The organism is Paenibacillus sp. H1-7 (assembly GCF_022354825.1).
Classification (GTDB): Bacteria; Bacillota; Bacilli; order Paenibacillales; family NBRC-103111; genus Paenibacillus_S.
In genome coordinates this window covers 5,293,773-5,315,974 of sequence record NZ_CP031168.1, presented here as the reverse complement: position 1 = coordinate 5,315,974, position 22,202 = coordinate 5,293,773, and the positions used below count along the sequence as shown (strand labels likewise).

The following is a 22,202-nucleotide window of genomic DNA, read 5'->3' as shown; positions in this document are numbered from 1 at the left end:
ATGGAGCAGACCAAGCATCTGGATCCGTATGCCGAAATCGCGTTTCGCGAGCATCCGGGAAATAAAGACGAAGTGCGTGAAATTCCTCCTATTGCCTACGAGAAAACTTATTTTGCTCCAGGATCGCAAGCAGCCAGGGAAGTATCCGCAGCCTCTTATGAGACGCTCGTTACTGTGTTTCAGCATGAATTGAAGCTATTGCGCATGAAATACCGGCCCTTTATGAGAAATCTGGCTTCTGCCCCCGACCTGGTCCGCCACCGGCAGCAGTTCACCGAATTTCAGTTCCGTTATCAAAAGGCAGAAGACGCCAATTTTTCTCGTGTGCTGGAAGGACTGGGAGAGTGGGATCAGGTTTCCGTGCCCGATTTTCGCGGACCAAGCGGCGAGAACGGCAAATGGACGGGATTTTACCGCAGCGAATTTACTTACGACCAAGCTCAGGCAGGGAAGCGGGTCTATCTTGTGTTCAAAGGGGTCGATTACAAAGCGACGGTATATCTCAATCGCAAGTGCATCGGTAGCCATGAAGGTTTTTTTGCCCCGTTCGAGTTTGATGTTACCGATGTGCTGCAGGAACGAAACACACTCGTCGTTGAGGTGCATAACGATTATCCGATGATGGGGGTAGGAGGCACGAAGCTCGACGGCGACAAAATGTATGCGGCAACGGGGCCGGGCTGGGACGATCCGTACAGCGGCTGGAACCACTGCCCTCCGGGCGCCGGAATTTACAATGCGGTGTACTTGGAGCAGCGTCCCGAGCTGTTCGTTCACGATGTATTTGTTCGACCCAATATTGATGAAAATAATGTGGAAGTATGGATTGATGCATACAATACGACGAATCGGCTGATGGAAAATTTCGAGCTGCAGCTTGAAATCATACCGAAAAATTTTACCGGAGAAGGAATCGGTCCGATTCCGTTTCAAGTGGCCTACGCCGGCCCGGGAATGAACTACTTTCGTTATAAGGTGGATTTTCCATCGTACCGTCTATGGGAACCGGATACCCCTTTTTTATATATAGCAAGAATTGTCATTAAAGAAGGAACGGATTGTGTCGACAGCCGGGACCGTACGTTTGGCATGAGAAAGTTTCATATGGATGAGCAGGAGACGCCGAAGGGGACGCTGTACTTGAACAATCGTCCGATCGTTCTGCGCGGCGCCAACGAGATGGGGCACCTGCAGCAATGTGTCATGCAAAATAACTATGAGCAGCTTATCGACGATATATTAATCGCCAAGGCGGCGCATATGAACTTTTACCGTATTACGCAACGGCCGGTGCAGGAAGAAATCTACGACTATCTGGATATGCTCGGCATGATGCATCAATGCGATCTTCCGACCTTTGGTTTTATCCGCCGGAGTCAATTTGTCGAGGGGGTCCGGCAGGCCGCAGAGATGGAGAGGCTGATTCGCAGCCATCCGTCATCGATCATGGTTTCTTTGATCAACGAGCCGTCAAGGACGGAAAAACGGCGCAAAGGACACCGGCATTTGCACAGAAACGAGCTTGAGGCCTTTTTCGTAGCCGCCAGACAGGCGATATTCGTAGAAAATCCCGATCGTGTGGTCAAAAATGCGGACGGGGATTACAACCCGCCGACGCGTGAAGGGCTGCCCGATTTTCATTGCTATACGATGTGGTATACGAACAATGGCATTCCGCTTGGGAAGCTGCATAAAGGATTTTTACCCTCGATCCGGGAGGGATGGAAGGCCGGATGCGGCGAGTACGGAACGGAAGGATTGGATAACATCGGGCTGATGACGAACCGTTACCCGAAGGAATGGCTCCCGGAGGACGGGGAGGAGCAGTGGATGCCGAACCGGATCAAGGGATCGCAGACCTATGCGATGCACGGCGACTGGTACGCCGAGCAGTATACACTCTCCACATGGATCAAGGCGAGTCAGGAGCATCAATGCCTGGCGACGAAGCTGATGACGGATGCATGGCGCAGAAGAACGGATCTGGTTGTATCAACGGCTATCCACCTGCTGATCGACGCATGGCCGGCCGGTTGGATGAAAGCGCTTGTCGGTGCCGATCGGATTCCCAAGCCCGCCTATTTTACTTATAAGCAGTGTCTGGAACCGGTACGGGTTCACTTGCGCTCCGACCGATGGAAGGCGTATGCCGGAGAATCGCTCGAGATGGAGGCCTGGCTGTTGAACGATACGGCGAAGGAATGGAGCCATTGCCGGGTTATAGCTACGCTGCGTGACGACAAGAAGGATTACGGAAGCTATGAAATTTCCAGCCGCATATCGGCGGTATCGTCCCGTTATGCAGGCACCATCCGTTTTTCGGTACCGCAAGTCCCAGACAGGCAAACCTTGCATCTGGATGCGTGCCTATTAGATGAGAACGGGGCTGTGCTTAATGAGGAAAGGTTCACCTTTGAAGCGTTTGCGAGGCTGACACCGATGCAGACGCAGCAGGGCAAGATGGTTTATCTCGATTCCGAGTCGGAGCTGCTCTGCTCGCTGCTGGAGCTTGACGGGAAGCCGTATGATCCAGCCGGAACAGGTGAGGAATCAATCATCGTATCTTCACGGGAACAGTTTGTTCGTCACCGGGCATCCATTCTGGAGAAAGTAAAGCTCGGGACGACGGCGATGTTCATCATGGGCCGGCCGCTTTCCTCATCCGATAACCCGGGATGGGATATCGAAGGGACCGAGGTCAAGACAGCTAAGCTGAAGGATATGTATTCCTTGGCAGTCCAGACCGAAGATGAGCGGCTGCAATGGATGAAGGACAACGATTTCTCTTATTTCTATCACCTGAAGAATGACCGAATTGACAGCATTGCGAACTGTTACCTTCAAGGAGAAGGAATAGAGCCAATTGTGTTCACCTATCAAATGCAGGGCGATGCTAACGGCAAAAGAAAGCTTCCTGTGGTCGCGGCAAAAACGGTAGGCCAAGGGCGGATCTACTTCATCTGTCTCCCGCTTATCGGAAGAGTGGGGTATAATCCGACGCTGGACCGCTTATTCATCTCGTTATTGCATAAAGGAGGGACCAGGACATGATACGGTATATCATTGCAAGCTCCGATAAGCGGAAAGAAGCGGTAATTGCCGCCGATGACGGCGAAATCAAGCTGACATTGCATATTGCGGGCGACCGTACTCCATATTTTGCGGGAGATTTGCACAGCATGCTGAGTTATTCCGCGGGCAGACCATGGCGGTTCGAAGGCACGCGGCTGGAGGGGGCGCATATTACCGCCGATCACGATTCCGTCCTCATTAAGGGACAGTTGGAATCGTTAAGCTTCAAGCTGAAGCTTGCTTACGACGAGAATCAGTTGTTGAAGCTGTACGCTGCCTGGGAAAATCGGACTGGGACTCAGCTGAATGACATCGCTGTTGGAATTCTGTTCGAGCTGCCTAGGAACGGCGAAGAAATCATTACGATCCCTCATATGATTTACAACAACAACCCCTCCTCCGATCCTAGCCGCTTGGTTCCGAGACTTGGAATAGGCGAGGGAAAAGGATTTGTTTGTGAAGAACACCGGCTGCCGATTCCATGCGTGAATGTGGGCTGGACAGAGGAGGGACGGGGGCGTTACTTTTCCCTTTACTCCGTCCCGTCCTATGTAGAATCAGCCGATGGAGCCGTTCAATACGGCTCGCTGGGTGCAGTTCAGGAGGAGCATCGGCTCGTCATGACAGCTATGAGCGGCGTGTTGATGTTTAACGGAACGAAAGACACCGTCTATGTGGCCAAAAGCAAAATACAGCCGTACAACGGAGGCTACATGGATTTTCCTCCGGGCTTCTCGCTAGCGAAAGAATATGCGCTGGATTGGGGAGCGCTGCAGCGGCCGGGATACGGCTTCCGCGAAGTCGTACACAAAGGCTTAGACCTGTATGCGCCGGAAGGAGCGAAGCCTCTTACCACGGAGGAAATGGTCCAGCTCAAGAGCCATGCACTGGACGACAGATGGAGAACGGGGAAGAGCGGTGCGGCAGGCTACATCAAATTTACCGATTCCAACCCGTTCGGCAACGTTTCGAAGCATCCGCTCCATTACATGTACGGCTGGACGGGGCAATGCTTGAAGCTGGCGTGGTGCGACGCCAAGCTGGGCTTCGATCTCGGACAGGAGGAGCGGATTGAGCGCTGCATCAGGGCGGTTGACTTTTACGTGAAGGAAAGCCGTACCGGGATTCCCGGGGTGAGACACAGCTCCTATCGGCTTGCGGAGGAGCAATGGGATGATTTTAGCTGGAACGGCCAGCCCGTCTTATCCAGCCGGGCTTATGGGGAGACGGCCGCCGATTTGGCCGACATCATACAGCTGTTCGCGGGACAAAGCCGAGACATTCCTCCGGCTTGGATGGATGCATTAATCGAGACGGCAGAGTTTTGTACCTCCGGCGGTCTTGCGTCAGGGATTATGCCGGCAGCATGGCTCATGGACGGAACTCCGGCTGACGAGATGATTACAGCGGCTGGCTTGCCCTGTTTGATCGCATTGGCGAAAGCGTCGCAAGTAGCCGGGGATAACCGGTATTTGTCGGCGGCGGAAATGATGATGCAGCGTTATTACGAATTTCATGCCGCAACGTTCGAACGGCCGTTTGCCCGCTCGACCCTCGATGCGAAGTGTGAGGATAAGGAAGCCGGTATGTATTTCTTTATGGCCGCATATGAGCTGTATGCTATTACCGGTCAAACGCGTTATAAGGAATGGGCCGAACTATCGGCGGATTGGCTCCTTACTTATGTGTTCCTCTGGAATCCTGCCTACGATCAGGGATCGGCATTTCGGAATGCCGGCTTTAACGCTGTCGGGTGGCCGGGAGTCAGTGTGCAGAACCACCATCTCGACGTATTTTTTCCAACGTTTGAGTTTTACCGTTTCGGGCAACTAGCGGGCAATCCGGTATACGAGCGCCTGGGCCGAATGATCTTCGGCGCTATGGGCCAGGGGATATGCACACAGCCCGGCGAATGGAAGTTTACCGTTATCGGCGAGCAGGCGGAAGGATTTTTCCAGACGAACTGGAATCATCGGGGCCACAGCAACAAATGGAATCCTTCCTGGGTTATTGCGTTAGTGCTGCAAAATGCGCTGCGCTTTCAGGATGCCGTAACAGGCGATTGAACGTGGAAATGATCGAGTAAGAACGGAGAGAGAATGGGGGAAATCAAGTGAGCGTCAACGATAATACAATCCCTGATTGGCAAAATATCGAGGTTCTCGGAAGAAATACGGAGCCTCCCCATGCAGATTTCATTCCTTATGCGGATGCGAAGACAGCTCTTGACAACGAGCCGGGGGCATCACCCTTCTATCAATCGCTTAACGGAAACTGGAAGTTTATGTATACCGGAGCTCCTTCCCAAGTACCTGACGGTTTCTTCGATCCGTCCTACTCAGTAGAAGCGTGGAATACGCTCCCGGTTCCAAGCTGCTGGCAGCTGCACGGGTATGGCCGTCCACTATACTCGAGCTGTTATTATCCGTTTCCGATCGATCCGCCTTATGTACCGAACGACAATCCGGTCGGGTGCTATCGCAGAAGCTTCACCATACCGGCATCGTGGGATGAACGGCAGTTGTTTCTTGTATTCGAAGGAGTGGACTCCGCATTCCATGTATGGATCAACGGGCAATTGGCAGGATACGGGCAGGGCTCCCACTTGCCGTCGGAATTCCGCATTACCCCGCTGCTGCAGCCTGGAGAAAATACGATTGCCCTGCAAGTGTATCAATGGTGCGACGGCAGCTATTTGGAGGATCAGGATAAATGGCGGTTAAGCGGCATCTTCCGCGACGTATATCTCAAAGCGACCCCCGATGTCCATATTCGGGATATCGCCGTCCATACACAGTTTGCGGAACAGACGGATGACGCGCTGTTAAGCGTATGCCTGAAGGTGAAGCATTTCGCCGATACTGCGTTCTCCGGAACGCATCGAGTGAAATTGTCTTTACTGGACGAAGCTATGAAATCGGTTTATGACGGAATCGCAGGTACGATTAAGCTGCAGGCGGGCGAGGAACAGGTGCTGGTGCTGGACGTACCGGTTCACGCTCCGCTTCGCTGGTCGGCGGAGACGCCGAATTTATATTCGCTCATTTTGGAGCTGGTAGATGAGCGGGGCCGTATCGCGGAGGCGGGGACCGTTGCCGTAGGATTCCGCGATATCAAGATAAATGACGGGCAACTGTTAGTCAACGGCAAGCCGGTCATCCTGAAAGGGGTCAACCGCAACGAGTTCCATCCGGAGCTAGGATTTACTATCCCTCTGGAATCGATGATCGAAGATATCCGATTGATGAAGCAGCATAATATGAACACGGTGCGGCTGTCCCATTATCCGAACGATTCTCGCTGGCTTGATTTGTGCGACCGGTACGGCCTCTATGTTATAGATGAAGCGGATCTGGAAACGCACGGGTGCCACTTTATCGACAATGAAAGCTTTTTGGCTCAAGATCCGTTGTGGGAAAAGCCTTTCCTCGATCGTGCCGTACGCATGGTGGAGAGGGATAAAAATCATCCTTCGATTATCGTATGGTCGCTTGGAAACGAGTCGGGCTACGGCCGGAATCATGACGCTATGGCCGATTGGGTAAGGCAGGCCGATCCATCAAGGCCGATCCATTACGAGCGCGCCAAGGACGCTCCCGTGGTTGATATTGTCAGCAGCATGTATCCGTCGCTGGACGCAGTGATCGAAGAAGGGGCGAAGTCCGACCCGAGACCGTACCTCATGTGTGAATTCGCTCATGCGATGGGCAATTCGGTAGGTAATTTAAAGGAATATTGGGATGCCGTATACAAGTACCGCCGATTGGCGGGAGGTTTGATCTGGGAATGGACCGACCATGGGCTTCTGCAAAAGAACGAATCAGGCGAATCCTGGTACGCGTATGGAGGCGACTTCAACGATCATCCGAACAGCGGTAACTTTTGCATCGACGGGTTGCTGTTTCCCGACCGGAAGCTGAAAGCCTCTATTCTGGAAGTGAAAAAAGTGATCGAGCCGGTGAAGGTTGAGCCGGTCGATATGCTGTCGGGAATGGTTAAGGTACAAAACCGTTACGACTTTTTATCGCTGGACCATCTTATCGGCTCCTGGATGCTCTATTGTGACGGAGCCGTAGTAGAGCAGGGTGAGCTGCCTCCGCTCGATATACCGGCTGGCGAAGAAGCGACGCTGTTTATCCCTTGGCAATCCAATTGTGATCCGTCCAAAGGAGAATACTGGCTTCACTTGAGCTTCACGCTGCGGGAAGCAACGCGGTGGGCGAGTCAAGGTCACGAGGTTGCCTGGGCCGATCTTCCGATTCCGCTGGAACGGCGGGACGTTTCCGTGATCCCAGTTGCCTTGATGGCCGCTTTGCGGGCTGTTGAAACCAATGCGACCGTGTCCATAGCAGGGAACGATTTCGCAATCGAATTCGACAAGCACCGCGGGGAGCTTACCGCGTTCCAATATCATGGCGTACCTCTTCTGCTCTCGGGACCGAAGGTTCAAATATGGAGGGCGACGATCGATAACGATTCCCGCCAATCCAAGGAATGGAAGAAGTTCGGTTACAACGGCTTACAGCAGAGGGTACAGGAAGTATCCTTCCGTCGGCATAACGACAGAGCCGTGCAAATCACGGTGAAGAGCATACTTGGTGCTCCAGGATTACCGACTTGCTTCATGATATCGACAACCTATGAGATATATGGCAGCGGGGATGTCGTCATCTCCACTGAAGTCGTGCCGCGGGAAGGGCTGCCGCCGCTTCCGAGGCTGGGATTGGAAATGATCATGCCGGAAGGCTTCGATCAATTCTCGTGGTTCGGACCCGGTCCGCACGAATGCTACATCGACCGGAAGGAAAGCGGCAAGCTGGGCATCTACAGCGGTACCGTTCAGGATCAGTTCGTTCCGTACATCAAGCCGCAGGAGAACGGCAATAAAGCGGATGTGCGATGGGCCGCGATAACCGGCATACAGGGGATCGGGTTGTTCATCGGCGGAATGCCGACAGTAAATGTCAGCGCCAGTCATTATGCTGTGGATAACTTGTGCGAGGCGGAGCATACCTACGATCTGATCAGGCTGAATGAAACCGTAGTCCACATGGATTACCGACAAGCCCCGATCGGCAATCACAGCTGCGGGGAAGCGCCACCGCTGGATACCTATTTGCTAAAGGCGCAGCCAATGCAGTTTTCGATAAGGCTGAAGCCTTTCTCCACGAGAGACCGTTCACCGATGAAGCTGAGCAAATATCAGCCGGAGCAGCTATCTTGTGCTGGAAGTCATGATCGGAACGGACAGGACTCGGATGCGAAACAGGAGGTGAGCCCGTGATCAGCCGAAAGTTTCCGAAGGTGATGTACGGCGGGGATTATAACCCGGAGCAGTTTCCCAAGGAAATATGGGATGAGGATATGCGGCTGTTCCAATTAGCCGGTATTGATATTGCAACATTAAATGTATTCTCGTGGTCGTTGAATCAACCGGATGAAGCAACGTACCGGTTCGAATGGCTGGATGAAATGATGGACAAATTGCATGCCAACGGAGTTTCCGTTTGCCTGGGCACGAGTACGGCGGCTCATCCGGCCTGGATGGCCCGCAAGTATCCGGATGTCCTGACGGTAACCGCCGACGGGAAGCGTAGAAAGTACGGGCGGAGACATAACTCCTGCCCGAACAGCCCGACGTTCCGGCATTATGCCAAGCTTATGGCAGGCAAGCTGGCGGAACGATACAGGGATCACCCCGCGCTGCTCCTGTGGCACGTGAACAATGAAATCGGCATCCGCTGCTATTGCGAACATTGCGAGAAGGCGTTCAGGGTCTGGCTGAAGCGGCGATACGGCACGCTGGAGCAGCTTAACCAGGCATGGTACACCCGATTTTGGGGGCATACGTTCTACGATTGGGAAGAAATCGTTCTTCCGAGCGGGCTCAGCGAAGGGTTATCGGGCGGGAATGCGGATCAAACCGCGTTTCAGGGCATTACGCTCGATTTCTTCCGCTTCAATTCAGACAGCTGGCTCGAGTGCTATCTTATCGAATATAACGCGATAAAAGAGTTCATTCCTGATGCGATTGTTACAACGAATTTTCAAGGTAACGGCACTTACAAGCCGTTGGACTATTTTAAATGGGCGCCTCATCTGGATATCGCGGCGCTGGACATTTATCCGGAAAACCATACGCCGGAAAGCTACATGGCCATGCGGTACGATCTCATGCGCGGGATCAAGGACGGCGCGCCGTTTATGCTGATGGAGCAAAGCCCCGGCGTAATTAATTGGAAGCCGGTGAACCCGCAGAAGCGGCCCGGCGTCATGCGACTCCGCAGCTATCAGGCTGTAGCCCGCGGAGCGGATTCGGTCATGTTCTTCCAGCTGCGGCGCTCGCTAGGCGCCTATGAGAAATTTCACGGAGCGGTTATCGACCATGCAGGTCATGAGCATACCCGCGTCTTCAAGGAATGCGCGCAGCTGGGGCAGGAGCTCCGTCAGCTCGGAAGCAAGCTGAACGATTCGCGGATAAAGAGCCGCATCGCTATTTTGTTCGATTGGGATAACTGGTGGGCCGTCGAGCTTGGCGGGGGACCGTCAACTCATTTGAAATATTTGGACCAAGTCCAGAAATATTACGATGCTCTGTACGATCAGCACTATCAAGTTGATTTCATCCATGTAGGCTCGGACTTTACTCAGTACGATCTGGTGCTGGCTCCCTTGCTGTACATGATAAAACCTGGTTTGGCGAGTAAGCTGGAGCAGTACGTAGAGAGCGGCGGCATCTTAGTTACGACGTTTTTCAGCGGCATTGTCAATGAAACCGATCTGGTGACACCTGGAGGATATCCATGCGAGCTGCGCCCGTTGTTAGGGATCTGGGTGGAGGAGATCGACGCTTTGTTCCCGGATCAAAGCAACTCGGTTGTGATGGAGCAGCCGCTAGGCTCACTGGAAGGCACTTATTCGTGCGGATTAGTATGCGAAGTGGTTCATCCGGAAGGCGCGGACACGATCGCCGTGTTTGGAGGCGATTATTATGCGGGATCGCCAGCACTCACGCGGCATCGTTATGGCAAAGGAGAAGCATGGTATGCTGCGACCGACCCATGCAACGAGTTTATGAGGCAGTGGCTGAAGCAGCTGTGTGAAAGCCGGGGAATCGTTCCATTATGTGAAACGGAGCCGGAGGTTGAAGTTACGATACGCGAAAAAGAGGGCGTACAGTTTACTTTTGTAATGAATCACAGTGATGGTTACAGCTTCATTAGCGTTGGGGAAGACGACCGGAAGGAGCTTCTGAGCGGTTCGACTGTCAGAGGCAGCATCCAATTGGAGCCGAAGCAGGTCATGATACTGGAAATGCCCGTAGGCGCCAGGTAATTGACGAACACGACGGTAACGGTTGCGCCGCGCACGGCAAATCCTTAATAGCGGAGACAAATTCCGTTGAACGTGAAATACCAACTGCGGATGAAGGATACGACTCCGGCTGGGCCCTGCGCTTCTGAAAGTCATCGGCGGTTTCACAGATCGCCAGTCGAGAGCATCGATCGATCCCGTTCCGGGAGTGGAACGACGAGCTGGATGCGGAGCAGCTTGCCCGTCAAGTCAAGCAGATGAAGGAACAGGGAATGGGCGGATTCTTCACCCATTCCCGTCGTGGAATCGAAACCGTTTACATAGGGCGAGGATATGGACAGTCCGTGCAATAAGCCGGTCCCGTTCCACCTAACATCAGGAGATACGGCAGCGACAAGCTGGACCTCGTTCTGCAAGGAAGGGTGCGATTACACGCCGGATTATCATGTCCGGTCCTATGGCTTGTTCGAACCGTCAAGTGCACCACAGGTAAAGCAATGCAAGCTTTAGACCATACGTTAAAAAAAGCCGGCATTACGGTCCAGCGGTTAAACCGCTGGAATTGATATTCTCATCTTGCCCTCGCGGTCGCAGGGAGACCAAGAATGAACGAAGAGACGGAATTGGAGGTTTAAAAGCATGAACGTGAGATGCAATAGGTGGAAGCTGTTTCTGTCTTTGCTCATCTTGTGCACTGCGCTGCTGCCTGCGACAGCGGAGGCAGCTGTGAAATATTCGACGTATACCAAGGACAGCAACGGGAATCTGATTTGGCTGCAGCCGGCTTATTATCCGACCGGCGTCATCGGACAGGATCTGTTCGTACCCGATCCGGGCAACCCGTCTGCGAAGCTCAAATCATCGATGCAAACCCCTAAAGATATTTTTATCGATGCAAAGAATGATATTTACATTGCCGATACGGGCAACAACCGGATTGTTCATATGAATGAAAAGGGTCAGCTTCAGCGTTATCTCACCGTTCCGGAAAGCCCGATGGTCAAGCCTGAGGGTGTCTTCGTCACTCCGGAGGAGGACATCTATGTTGCAGACACGGGCAACAAGCGGGTTATCAAGCTGGATAAGAACGGCAAGCTGAAGCAAGAATTCAAGCGCCCCGAATCCAGATATATTCCGGAAACGTTCGTCTATGATCCGGCCAAGGTGATGGTGGATGAACGCGGGTTTTTGTATATTGCGGTGCATGGAGGCTATGAAGGCTTGATGCTGCTGGATGCCAACGGCAAGTTTCAAGGCTTCTTCGGAGCGAACAAAACGGTTCTCTCCGCCTTGGATTCATTGAAACGGATGCTGTACACGAAGGAGATGTATGCCAACGAGATCGCCAAAAAGCCGGAAACGATCAACAGCGTCGCAACGGATAAAAACGGCTATATCTACACGGTGACCGGAGGTACGGTCAAGTCGGATCAATTGAAAAAATTAAACATTAAGGGCGAAAACCTGCTTCGAAGCTCATCGAAGGCTTTTGGGGAAACACGTGCCTTTGATGCGGCTTCTTTACCGGCCAACGTCGTGAACACGCCTCAGCTGATTGATGTGGCGGTCGATCAAATCGGCAATATGATCGTAGTCGATCAGCAATTTAAATATATAAGCCATTATGACGCATCAGGCAATCTGCTGTACTTCTGGGGCGGTCCATCCGCCGTCGGGTCGTCGCAGGTAGGCTTGCTGAAGAGTCCCGTGGCTCTCGACGTTAACTCCAGAAACGAGCTGTACGTCCTGGACGATCAGGAAAATATCGTGCAGGTATTTCGCCTGTCGGAATTCGGCCAGAAGGTGAATCAAGCCAATCAGCAAACGCTTGCAGGCTATTACGAGGCCAGCGAAAAGCCATGGCAGGATGTGCTGCGCATGAACGCCCAGTTTACGCCGGCGATATTGGGATTGGCCAAAGCCGCCTCCAAGAAGGGGAATTTCGAGGAAGCGAAGCATTTGTTCAAGGAAGCGGGGGATCACGAAGGCTTCTCGGATGCTTTTTGGCAAATCAGGATGAAATGGTTCCAGAATCATTTTTCCTTGATAGCAAGCATTGTTTTCTTCGGTACACTCCTGTTGATCCTCACTGATAGATGGACGGCCAAAGCCAAGTTTCGTGAGAAGCTGCGCGGCAGAAGGAGATCCTCCAGTCCGTTCATCCAAAATTTGAAGCACGCGATATACGTTTTGAAGCATCCCGTCGACGGATTTACCGCAGTTCGCTATGAAGGCAAAGGCAGCTATTTAGCGGCGATAGTCATTATGGCTGTCGTATACGGCGCCTTGCTGTTTAAGGAGTTCTTCACAAGCTTCTCGTTTAATATGGCGGTTCGGGTCGATGTGTACTCGATCTTCACCCAATTTTTCATCGTTTGGATTACATGGATTATTGCAAACTATCTCGTCAGCTCCATCTATCGGGGAGAAGGACGGTTCAGGGATATATTGATCGGAAGCGCCTATGCACTGGTTCCTTACATAATTATCGGCGTCCCTTTGGCTCTTATCTCGAATGTCATGACGTTGTCCGAATCGTCGATTTACAGCTTTATCGAGAACGGAATGCTGATATGGATCGGCATATTGATGTTCTGGAAAATTCAATGGGTGCACAACTACAGTGTCGGAGAAACGGTAATGAATATTTTCCTTACCCTTTGCACGATGATCGTCATTGGTGTACTTATCTTCATTACAGCCGGGTTGACGAACGATCTGGGATCGTTAATTTATGAAATGGTTCAGGAGGCGATATTGAGATGACAGCGCTCAGCAAGCTTAACAAAACTGCCGCAATTGTCACCGTTCTGATGGCGGCCGCCGTCCTGATCCTTGCAACCAATCTGAAATTTGAATTCCGGTCGGCGCCCGTAGACCGCAGTGCCCACGCAGCGCAGGAAAACTCGGCTCCGCCGCAAAAAGGAGCCGCTTCCCGGCTGCCGAATGAAAGCGATTTTAAAGCGATTGCGGAGACCGAACTGCTGCGTTTAAAGCTGGATGAATCGACAGGGCATTTCATGGTGGAAGACAAAAGAAACAACAACGTATACCGTTCGTTTCCGAATCCGGAGCATTGGGCGCAGGAGAAAATTTCGGAGAACTGGAAGAAGCATTTGAGCTCTCCTATCATGGTCCAGTACGTGGATTTTTCCAAGAGCATTCTTCAGGCCAAAGAAACGAACATTGCTGCGGAGAACGGAAAGCTGAAGGAGGTCCGGTCTATTCCGGGAGGGTTCTCCGTAACCTTCGAGCTTCCCGAAACCGGGTTCACCATACCCGTTCAGGTAAAGATCGAAAAGGATTTCATCGAGACGAAAATCATAAGAGAGGGCATCAAGGAGACGAACATGGGGCTTGTCTGGGTCCGGTTGTTCCCGTTCTTCGGTGCCGAATATTCGGCCGGGCAGGACGGGTATATGCTGATCCCGGACGGCGCAGGTGCTTTGATACGATTCAAGGACAATCAGCTCAACGTAAACAAGGTTTATGACGAGAGCGTATATGGTCCCGATAACACGTTCACCGGACTCAGCAACAACCGGAATAAGATCATTATGCCGGTCTTCGGGATGAAGTCGGGCGGCAAAGGCTTCCTGGCCGTCCTGCACGACGGGGAAGAATACGCGAATATCGTGGCGTCACCGTCCGGTGTATTAAGCAACTACAACTGGATCACCGCTACGATGAATTTCCGTTCGAGCTTCCTGCAGTTTACAAGCCGCAACTCGCCCGACGAATGGGGCTTTATCGATTATAACAAGGATGAATTGTTCGGCAGCGATAGAAGTGTACGCTATTACATTTTGGATACCGAAAAGTCGGATTATGTCGGCATGGCACAGAAATACCGCGACTATTTGATGAACGATAAAGGGGTTAAGCCGGCTGAGGCTAAAAGCAAGAATCTTCCGCTTCATGTCGACATCATCGGTGGAGACCGGGAAAAAGGCGTCGTCACGGACCGGTATATTAACTTGACGAATACGGATGACGCTACCCAAATGGTTAATGCCTTGTACGATAAAGGCGTAAGCAATATGGCAATTACGTATATGGGATGGCAGCCGGACGGCTACAGCGCTTTCGGAGAGTCATTGCCTGTCGATAAGCGGATCGGCGGCGATAAGGGGATGAAAGCGTTCATCGATAACGCCCACAGCAAAGGCTTCCCGGTTTATCTGGACACCGAGTATGGGCTTAACAATACGGGCGCCGGAGGCTTCGACGAGAAATTTCACGCCGTAGTCAACCTGGCCGGCCGCAACGTGATGCTGAACACGCTGTATAACAACGCCCGTGTACCGGTAGTCAGCGACAAATTCGCGGAAGAAACGATTTTGAAGAGTTTGGGCAAATACAAAGACATGGGCGTCGACGGACTTGCCGTCAACCGGGTCGGCCAAAGGCTGTTGAGCGATTATAACACGTCTTACGGATCACCGCGGGATCAAGCAAGAGATGTGCAGGAGCGCGTGCTGAAGAGCATCAAGGATGCATTGGGCGGGGTGATCGGCAATAAATCAAGCTTTTACGCGCTGCCGCAAATCAATCATATCCAAACGCTCGTATATGACCATTCATACGATTTGTTTACGGATGAAGCGGTTCCGTTCGCCCAGATTGCGGTACACGGCCTGATCACGTATTCATCGGAATACGCCAACAACCGCCAGGAGGACACTAACGACTTCTTGCGGGACATCGAATACGGCGCCGTTCCGTCCTTCATCTTCAGCCGCGCTCAAACGAAGGAGTTCGTGAACGCGTACGGTATCCGATATTACAACACCCATTTCGAGGATTGGGAAGCATTGGCTGCGGAGCAGTATCGACGGTATAACGAAGCTCTTGGCGATGTGCAAAGCCAGTTTATTACCGGGCACAAAACATTGGCGCCTAATGTCAAGGAAACCACGTACGCTAACGGCAAACGGATTATTGTCAATTATAGTCTGGAGCCGTATCAGGCGGGGGCTGCGGCAGTTCCTGCACAAAGCTTCACCGTGGTTCGGGAAGGGGAGAGCAAATGAGAACGAAGGTGAGAATGCGCGCCTCTCTGCTCGAATATGTGGAAGGCATGATTTTCATAGCTCCATGGTTTCTGGGGTTCTTGGTCTTTATGGCCTTTCCGATAGGATATTCGTTATTTATGAGCTTCCAGAAGGTGACGATCACGGCAACGAAAACGACAACGCAGTACGTCGGCCTGACTCATTACCGGTACATTTTGTTCGAGAACGGAGACATGCTGTATAATCAGCTGCTGCCTTTCTTAAGACAGGCGCTGTTCATGATCCCGATCATTGTTATCTTCGCCTTGCTGATCGCCATCATCTTGAATCAGAAATTTGCGGGAAGAACATTATTCCGCGCGATTTTCTTCCTTCCCGTCATTTTGTCGACCGGCGAGGTCGTGAAAGAGTTCCTGACGCAGGGCGAAGGCGACTTGGGCTTTATGTCGAAATACAACGTATCCGGTCTGATAAAAGCGAATTTATCGGCTACATGGTCCGGGCCGCTTATCGGTGTGCTTGACTCGTTCGTGCTGATTTTGTGGTATTCCGGGGTGCAAATCCTGATCTTTCTCGGAGGAAGACAGACGATCTCCAACTCGGCCTATGAAGCGGCCCGTATAGACGGCGCCGGCCCTTGGGAAACGTTTTGGAAAATTACGCTGCCGGCCATGACTCCGTTCATTTTTCTCAATATGATTTATACAGTTGTTGATTTGTTCACCTTTCCGACCAATCCGATCCTGCAAAGGGTCAGAGACAGCGAGTACGGCCAATACAGCGCTTTGATCTGGATTTATTTCCTGATCATCAGCTTTTTCCTGGCGATCATCTTTTTTGTCTACAGCAGAGCGACCAAATCGCAGAGGGATACCGTCTGATGCATAACGATATATCTTATTAAGGGGTGAAGCTTTGTGCTCGGGATACGAACGAAAAAAGGCCAGGAGACGCCTTCGCTGCTTGCCTGGCTGTCGAATGTACGCTATACCCTTGTAGGCAGGGAAGCGGATAAAGGACTGCTGTTCAAATTGTTCATTTATTTGATTTTGCTGGATACGGCTTACATTTATTTGAAGCCAGTTCTGCACATGGTCACGACCATGGTCAAAAATGCGGACGACTTGCTCGATCCGGCCGTCAAATGGTTTCCGAGGGTAATTTATCTTGGAAACCTGCAGGAGGCGTGGGAATGGCTTAAGTACCCGAAGGCTCTGGCCATCAGCTTGACGCTTGCGCTTTCGGTAGCTTTGCTGCAAACGGTTTCCTGCGCCGTTACCGGATACGCCTTCGCGAGACTGAAGGTCCCGTTCAAAAACCTGATGTTCTTCTTTCTGCTGCTGACGTTTATCGTGCCGATGCAGGTCACTATTTTACCGAACATCATCTACGCGAGAGAGCTCGGCCTGCTGAATACGATCTATCCGATCATCGTCCCGGCCTTCTTCGGGCTTGGGTTAAAAGGGGCGTTGTTCGTCATCATTTACCGCCAGTTTTTCTCCACACAGCCCAAAGAGCTGGAGGAGGCAGCGAGGATCGACGGAGCCAGCGTGTACAAAATCTTTTATAAAGTGATGATGCCGCTTGCTAAGCCGGCCATATTGGTCGTCTTCTTGTTCTCGTTTATATGGACATGGAACGACTTTTATTTGCCGAGCATGTATTTGGCCGATATTGAGACCGCCCCGCTGTCCATGGGCATTTCCCGTATAGCTTCGGCGCTTCGGCAGCAGGCAGAGGCGTATGGCCCTTCGGTTACCGACGAAGCGATTCGCATGGCTACTACGTTCCTGATGATCATACCGCCGATGATTTTGTATACGTTCACTCAGCGCTGGTTTATCGAAGGCGTGGAAAGAACCGGCTTGGTGGAATAGGACTGGAATAGGACTACAGGTGAAATAAGAGAAGGAGGATGGCAAGATGAAAAGATGCATAGCTTTACTCGTGGTTGGGCTTATGTTGGGTTCCATAATGGCGTGTTCCTCACCAACCGATTCAACTCAGGCATCCGCCAATGAGGCGAATGCGAAAAAAGTGCTCCTGATCAGAAAAAAGGAAGGAGGGGGAGATCCATTTATTATGAGCCACCTGAAGAAATTGGGGTATCAGGTTATGGATGTCGTTGACGTCGATTTCACGGTGGAGAAGGCCAAAGGCTACGGTGTGATCTATGTCAGCGATTCCGTGAATTCCGCCAAGATTGATGCGAAGCTGAAAAGCTCCCCGGTCCCCGTCGTTTTTGCTAAAAATCAGGCGGCGAGCGACGCCGGGCTGATCGGAGTGCAGAAGTTCGGACAGGACGACGGGGTACAAACGATCCAGATCGTAGACAGCAAGCATCCGCTGGCAGCTGGATTAAAGGATACGGTAGCGATCTATAAGGAAGGCGGCAAGGTTTCGTACGGACTTCATCCGGGGCAGGGTGCCGTTAAAATAGCGGAGGTGCCGACCAGCGGGGACAACAGGAAGACCGCTATTTTCGGGTATGAGAAGGGTACGAAGAATATCAACAACGAAACCGTGCCGGCACGGCAAGTTTACATCTCCATGCCTACGGGCGAGGAGCCCAAGCTTACCGACAACGGCTGGAAGCTGTTTGATGCGGCAATCGAATGGGCTGCCCAAAACGGTGCTAAGTAATAGATAGGGTTTTGTGAAAAATCATGGTTGGAGGGATGACACTTGAAACGAGTACTCACATTGGTTATGGCGGCTGTGATGGCGGCGGGGCTTATGGCATGCAATGCAGCTCCGGCGGGAACAACGGATGCAGCCAAAGCTCCGGGGAACAAGGTGCTGTTCGTAGGAAAGGACGGCGGGGGCGACGCCATCCTCATTAAGCGGTTGAAAGAGGTGCACAAGCTGGAGGTCACGATTGTTGCCGATAAAGAGCTGACGGTGGACCACGCCAAAGGCCAATCGCTGATCTTTGTCAGTGAATCCGTCAATTCGGGTAAAATCGGGGATAAGTTCGTGAATACCCCGGTTCCGGTCATTTACGCCGAGCCTCAATCGACCAGTGATACGGGAATGTCCGAAACGGAGTCGTACGGATCGTTGACCGGATCGAATGCCATCAAAACGATCCAGATCAAGGATAGCAAGCACCAGCTGGCTGCAGGCATGCAGGATAAAGTCGACGTATACAAGGACAACGGCAAAATGGGCTTCGCCATTCCGGGTAAAGAAGCTGCTGTGATCGCTACGGTGCCGGGAGAAGAGCAGAAAGCAACCATTTTCGCCTACGAGAAAGGCGCCAAAAACGTCAGAGGCAATACCGTAGCTGCCCGTGAGATGTATTTCTATCTGTTTAACGGAGAAGAGATCAATCAAACCGACAACGGCTGGAAGCTGTTCGATGCAGCGGTCAACTGGACGCTTGGGAAAAAGTAACGGAGGGAGTGATAGAGTTGAGGAAATGGTGGATCCTCTTCCTCGTGATCATTAGTGTGACTGCTTGCTCCCCCACGGCCTCACCTGCGGATTCTGCTGCAAGCAAGAAGGTGCTGTTCGTTGGCAGAGAAGGAGGGGGCGATGCGCTTGTCGTCAAGCGGTTGAAGGGCCTTGGATACGAGGTGTACGTAACGGCAGACAAAGACCTTACGGCAGAACAAGCGCTGAATCACGCCTTCGTCTTCGTCAGCTCAACCGTCAACTCAGGCAAGGTCGGCAACAAACTGAAAAGCTCTCCAGTGCCTGTCATCTATGCCGAAGGTCAAAATATGGGCGATGTCGATTTGGCGGGCAGAGAGACAGACGTGGATCACGGCAATTATAACGGCAAATCGATTCAGGTGAAGCAGCCTAATCACCCTATGGCGGCGGGCTTGAAAGACAGCGTGGACATCTATCAGACCGAAGGTAAGATCGGTTTTGTCGTTCCGGGTAAGGAAGGCGTTATCGTGGCTTCCGCTCCTGACGATGAGAGAAGGGCGGTCATCTGCACGTTTGAGAAGGGCGCCAAAAACATGAATAATGAACCGGTCCCGGCACGGCAAGTGTACTTTTATTTGATCGGCGGCGAAGAAATTAACCAAACCGACAACAGCTGGAAGCTGTTCGATGCAGCCGTCCGTTGGATAACGGGAAAATGAAATAAATAACCTATAAAATTGAAATCTTCCCCAATGAAAGCAGGCTCTTTTCGTAATAAAGTAAGAGTAATGAAACGATGTTAGCCCTTGGTGAACAGCTTTCAAAGCGTTTTCATGCTGAACGTGTCTTGCCAGGGGACGATAGATTCAATGGTCAATGACTGGGGAAAGGGAGGTCGGTACGTATTCATTTGGAAAAAGCCGCACGGCATAAACAGGCTATTCTTCCTTAAACTATTGGAAATAAAAAGGGAGGTTTAAGTACAAGTATGAAAAAAATGCTGAAATCTTCGCTTGTGATCGCTTCCGCCGTATCCTTGATAGCCGGCTGTACCGGCTCTCCTGCTAATCCCGTAGATCAGCCGGAAGCCCAAAATACTCCGCAGTCTCCGGCAAACGAAATCTTCATTTACACCTCGTACCCTGCATTCTATGCAAAGGAAGAAATATTCGAAAAGCAGGTCGGGCAGCATTTAAAAAAGAAGTTCCCGGACATTACGATCAAGCACGTTCATTGGGATAAAGGCAGGGAGTACAAGGATTTAATTGCAGCCGGAACCATACCGGACATTATTATCGACAATGCGCGAATGAATTTGCAACGATATATTATCAAGAATGATCTCCAATACGATATGACCGATCTTATCAAGAAGTTTAATTTCGATACGACGAAGCTGAACCCTGCGGCTATGGCGCAGATGAAAAATGTGACGCCGGAAGGAAAGCTGTACGGTCTTCCGTTCCAGTTAAGCGATTTTGTATTGTTCTATAACAAAGATATATTTGATAAATTCGGTGTTGACTACCCGAAGGATGGCATGACTTATGATGAAATCTATGAGCTGGCCAAAAAACTGACCCGTGTAGAAGGGGAAAATACCTACAAAGGCTATCAGCAGCATCCGGGGCTTTATATGAACTACAATCAGCTCTCTCTTTCACCGCTGAGCTTGACGGAAGATAAAGCCGAGCTGAATACGGAAGGCTGGAAGCGCCTGGTGGATAACTTGAGAAGGTTCTACGAAATTCCGGCTAATCAATTTACTACGGTCGACGATTTCCCTAAAGGGAAGATGGCCATGTCGGTCCACGTTTCGGAGAAAATCATTCAATGGTATGAGCAAAATAAAAACTTGAACTTTGACATCGCCGCCATGCCGTCGTTTTCGGACGTGCCAAATACGAAAGCGCAACCAAATATGTATGCCGCCTATATTACGAAGCAATCGACTAAGAAGGATTTGGCGTTCCAGGTTATCGCCTATCTGCTGTCGGAAGAAATGCAGATCGAGTTCGCGAAGGAAGGCATTATCGGACCGCTTGAGAGCAAGAAGGTTCAGGAAGCCTTCGGTAAAAACTTGCCGCAAATGCAGGGCAAGCATACGCAGGCGATTTTTGCCAGCAAAAATGCTATGCCGCCTGCAGCACGCGCCAATGGGTTGACGTATGTCGACGTTCCGGTTCATAACGTGTTCTCTCCGCTGATCTTCGGCGAGTCCAAAGATTCCGTTACGGCATTGCGAATGATTGAAGAGCAGACGACCAAAGGCATTCAGACCGAAAAGGCGGCAAACAAGTAAATTGGATATAAACCTCCAGAAGCACTATAACAGGTGGTTGCTGGGGGTTTCCTTTCTTAAGCAAAGAAACATGCATTCACAGGAGGAATCGATTCATGAAACGTTATCTCATCTGGCTCATGGTAGCTTTGATGACCCTTTCCATTGCAGCATGCTCATCTAAAGGCAGCGTGGATACTGGGGCGGCACCTACTGCAGCGGCATCGAAAACACCGTCACCGACGGAAACACCGAAGCCGACCCCAACACCGGCACCGTCCGAGACACCGAAGCAGACGGCAACGCCGGCTCCATCCGAAACGCCAAAGCCGACAGAGACTCCCGCTCCGACGGAAGCTCCAAAGCCGACTGCAACACCGGCGCCGGCAGAAGCACCAAAAACGGCGGACGCCAAGACCCCGGTTGAAGCTCCTAAGCCCGCCGAATCAACACCGGCGCCTGTGGTTGCGCCTGCGCCAGCTGCAGCACCGGCTCCGCAAAAGGAGGAAGTTTCCCCGAAGGATAAGAAGCTGCTGCTGGTCGGACGGGAGAATGCTCCCGATGATGCGGTTGTTGCAACTCGGCTGAAGGCACTTGGATTTAAAGTTACCAATATGATTGACAGGGAATTTACCGCCGAAGAAACGAAAGGATACGACCTGATTTATATTAGTCAAACGGTCAACTCCAAGGTGCTGAAGGAAGGCATTATGAAAGATGTTGCGATTCCCACCGTATATGTGAAGAACCACGGTATGTTTTATCTTGGCTTGTCGTCCGTCGAGGAGAATACGAACGTTTTTGACGTCAAGTCTATCGATATCGTTGATGGTAACCACAAGGTAGCCGGCGGTTTATCGGGCAGCGTCGATATTTACAAGGAAACCAATTCCAAAATCGGAATCAGCTACGGCGTACCCGGCAAGGAAGCGAAAATCATCGCCACCGCACCTGGGGATGCAGCGAAGGCTGCGATCTATTATTACGATAAAGGCGCCAAAGCGGACAACGGGTATGAAACGAAGGCACGCATCTCGTTCTTCTATTTGAACAACGGTCTGCATGAGAACACTACGGACAATGGCTGGAAGCTTCTGGACAATCTCGTAGTATGGACCTTGCAAAACGGTTAACCGGGAGGA

General features: G+C 51.6%; 14 protein-coding genes. 13 read left to right on the top strand and 1 reads right to left on the bottom strand.

All coding sequences use genetic code 11. The features are described from left to right. Genes DVH26_RS23325 through DVH26_RS23310 form a run of 4 tightly spaced genes read left to right on the top strand, consistent with a single transcriptional unit; the run spans position 1 to position 10,407 of the window. Positions 1-3,051 (top strand): glycoside hydrolase family 2 protein, encoded by a 3,051-nt coding sequence (locus DVH26_RS23325; protein ID WP_239625956.1) that lies wholly within the window; start codon positions 1-3, stop codon positions 3,049-3,051. Continuing rightward, positions 3,048-5,138 (top strand): glycoside hydrolase family protein, encoded by a 2,091-nt coding sequence (locus tag DVH26_RS23320; RefSeq protein WP_239625954.1) that lies wholly within the window; start codon positions 3,048-3,050, stop codon positions 5,136-5,138. The genes DVH26_RS23325 and DVH26_RS23320 overlap by 4 nt, the downstream gene beginning before the upstream one ends. Positions 5,139-5,185: 47 nt before the next feature. After that, a complete protein-coding gene (lacZ, locus tag DVH26_RS23315) occupies positions 5,186-8,356 on the top strand; it encodes a beta-galactosidase, LacZ type (protein WP_239625951.1) in 3,171 nt (1,056 codons plus the stop codon). Beyond that, positions 8,353-10,407: a beta-galactosidase gene (locus tag DVH26_RS23310; protein ID WP_239625949.1), complete on the top strand. Its 2,055-nt coding sequence runs from the start codon at positions 8,353-8,355 to the stop codon at positions 10,405-10,407. Before lacZ ends, DVH26_RS23310 begins: the two co-directional genes overlap by 4 nt. Positions 10,408-10,550: 143 nt before the next feature. Here the strand turns inward: DVH26_RS23310 and DVH26_RS23305 are convergent, their stop codons facing one another. Then, entirely contained in the window at positions 10,551-10,802 is a 252-nt protein-coding gene (locus tag DVH26_RS23305; RefSeq protein ID WP_239625947.1) for a hypothetical protein, read from the bottom strand. A 223-nt stretch (positions 10,803-11,025) separates the two neighbouring features. Here DVH26_RS23305 and DVH26_RS23300 point away from each other — a divergent pair, with 223 nt between their 5' ends. From DVH26_RS23300 to DVH26_RS23260, 9 genes are all read left to right on the top strand, one after another. Continuing rightward, positions 11,026-13,152 (top strand): YIP1 family protein, encoded by a 2,127-nt coding sequence (locus DVH26_RS23300; protein WP_239625944.1) that lies wholly within the window; start codon positions 11,026-11,028, stop codon positions 13,150-13,152. Continuing rightward, positions 13,149-15,419, top strand: coding sequence for a DUF5696 domain-containing protein (locus DVH26_RS23295; RefSeq protein WP_239625941.1), 2,271 nt, complete (start codon positions 13,149-13,151; stop codon positions 15,417-15,419). The genes DVH26_RS23300 and DVH26_RS23295 overlap by 4 nt, the downstream gene beginning before the upstream one ends. Beyond that, positions 15,416-16,282: a carbohydrate ABC transporter permease gene (locus tag DVH26_RS23290; RefSeq protein ID WP_239625939.1), complete on the top strand. Its 867-nt coding sequence runs from the start codon at positions 15,416-15,418 to the stop codon at positions 16,280-16,282. The genes DVH26_RS23295 and DVH26_RS23290 overlap by 4 nt, the downstream gene beginning before the upstream one ends. A gap of 78 nt (positions 16,283-16,360) precedes the next feature. Beyond that, positions 16,361-17,278 carry a carbohydrate ABC transporter permease gene (locus DVH26_RS23285; protein WP_379455856.1) on the top strand — a complete coding sequence of 306 codons (918 nt, stop codon included), beginning with the start codon at positions 16,361-16,363 and terminating at the stop codon, positions 17,276-17,278. 205 nt (positions 17,279-17,483) lie between these two features. Beyond that, positions 17,484-18,044 carry a hypothetical protein gene (locus DVH26_RS23280; RefSeq protein WP_239625935.1) on the top strand — a complete coding sequence of 187 codons (561 nt, stop codon included), beginning with the start codon at positions 17,484-17,486 and terminating at the stop codon, positions 18,042-18,044. Between the two features lie 42 nt (positions 18,045-18,086). Then, positions 18,087-18,797: a hypothetical protein gene (locus tag DVH26_RS23275; RefSeq protein WP_239625933.1), complete on the top strand. Its 711-nt coding sequence runs from the start codon at positions 18,087-18,089 to the stop codon at positions 18,795-18,797. Between the two features lie 17 nt (positions 18,798-18,814). Continuing rightward, on the top strand, positions 18,815-19,498 hold the full coding sequence (locus tag DVH26_RS23270) for a hypothetical protein (RefSeq protein WP_239625931.1): 684 nt from the start codon (positions 18,815-18,817) through the stop codon (positions 19,496-19,498). 269 nt (positions 19,499-19,767) lie between these two features. Further along, positions 19,768-21,081, top strand: coding sequence for an ABC transporter substrate-binding protein (locus tag DVH26_RS23265; protein ID WP_239625929.1), 1,314 nt, complete (start codon positions 19,768-19,770; stop codon positions 21,079-21,081). Positions 21,082-21,176: 95 nt separating this feature from the next. Continuing rightward, positions 21,177-22,193 (top strand): hypothetical protein, encoded by a 1,017-nt coding sequence (locus DVH26_RS23260; protein WP_239635622.1) that lies wholly within the window; start codon positions 21,177-21,179, stop codon positions 22,191-22,193. The last annotated feature ends 9 nt before the right edge of the window (positions 22,194-22,202 follow it).

What these genes read in the sequence shown, in the direction of transcription:
- DVH26_RS23290 (WP_239625939.1), top strand. Translation starts at nt 15,416, where the DNA reads ATGAGAACGAAGGTGAGAATGCGCGCCTCTCTGCTCGAATATGTGGAA.
- DVH26_RS23265 (WP_239625929.1), top strand. Translation starts at nt 19,768, where the DNA reads ATGAAAAAAATGCTGAAATCTTCGCTTGTGATCGCTTCCGCCGTATCC.
- DVH26_RS23295 (WP_239625941.1), top strand. Translation starts at nt 13,149, where the DNA reads ATGACAGCGCTCAGCAAGCTTAACAAAACTGCCGCAATTGTCACCGTT.
- DVH26_RS23280 (WP_239625935.1), top strand. Translation starts at nt 17,484, where the DNA reads ATGAGCCACCTGAAGAAATTGGGGTATCAGGTTATGGATGTCGTTGAC.
- DVH26_RS23260 (WP_239635622.1), top strand. Translation starts at nt 21,177, where the DNA reads ATGAAACGTTATCTCATCTGGCTCATGGTAGCTTTGATGACCCTTTCC.
- DVH26_RS23320 (WP_239625954.1), top strand. Translation starts at nt 3,048, where the DNA reads ATGATACGGTATATCATTGCAAGCTCCGATAAGCGGAAAGAAGCGGTA.
- DVH26_RS23325 (WP_239625956.1), top strand. Translation starts at nt 1, where the DNA reads ATGGAGCAGACCAAGCATCTGGATCCGTATGCCGAAATCGCGTTTCGC.
- DVH26_RS23300 (WP_239625944.1), top strand. Translation starts at nt 11,026, where the DNA reads ATGAACGTGAGATGCAATAGGTGGAAGCTGTTTCTGTCTTTGCTCATC.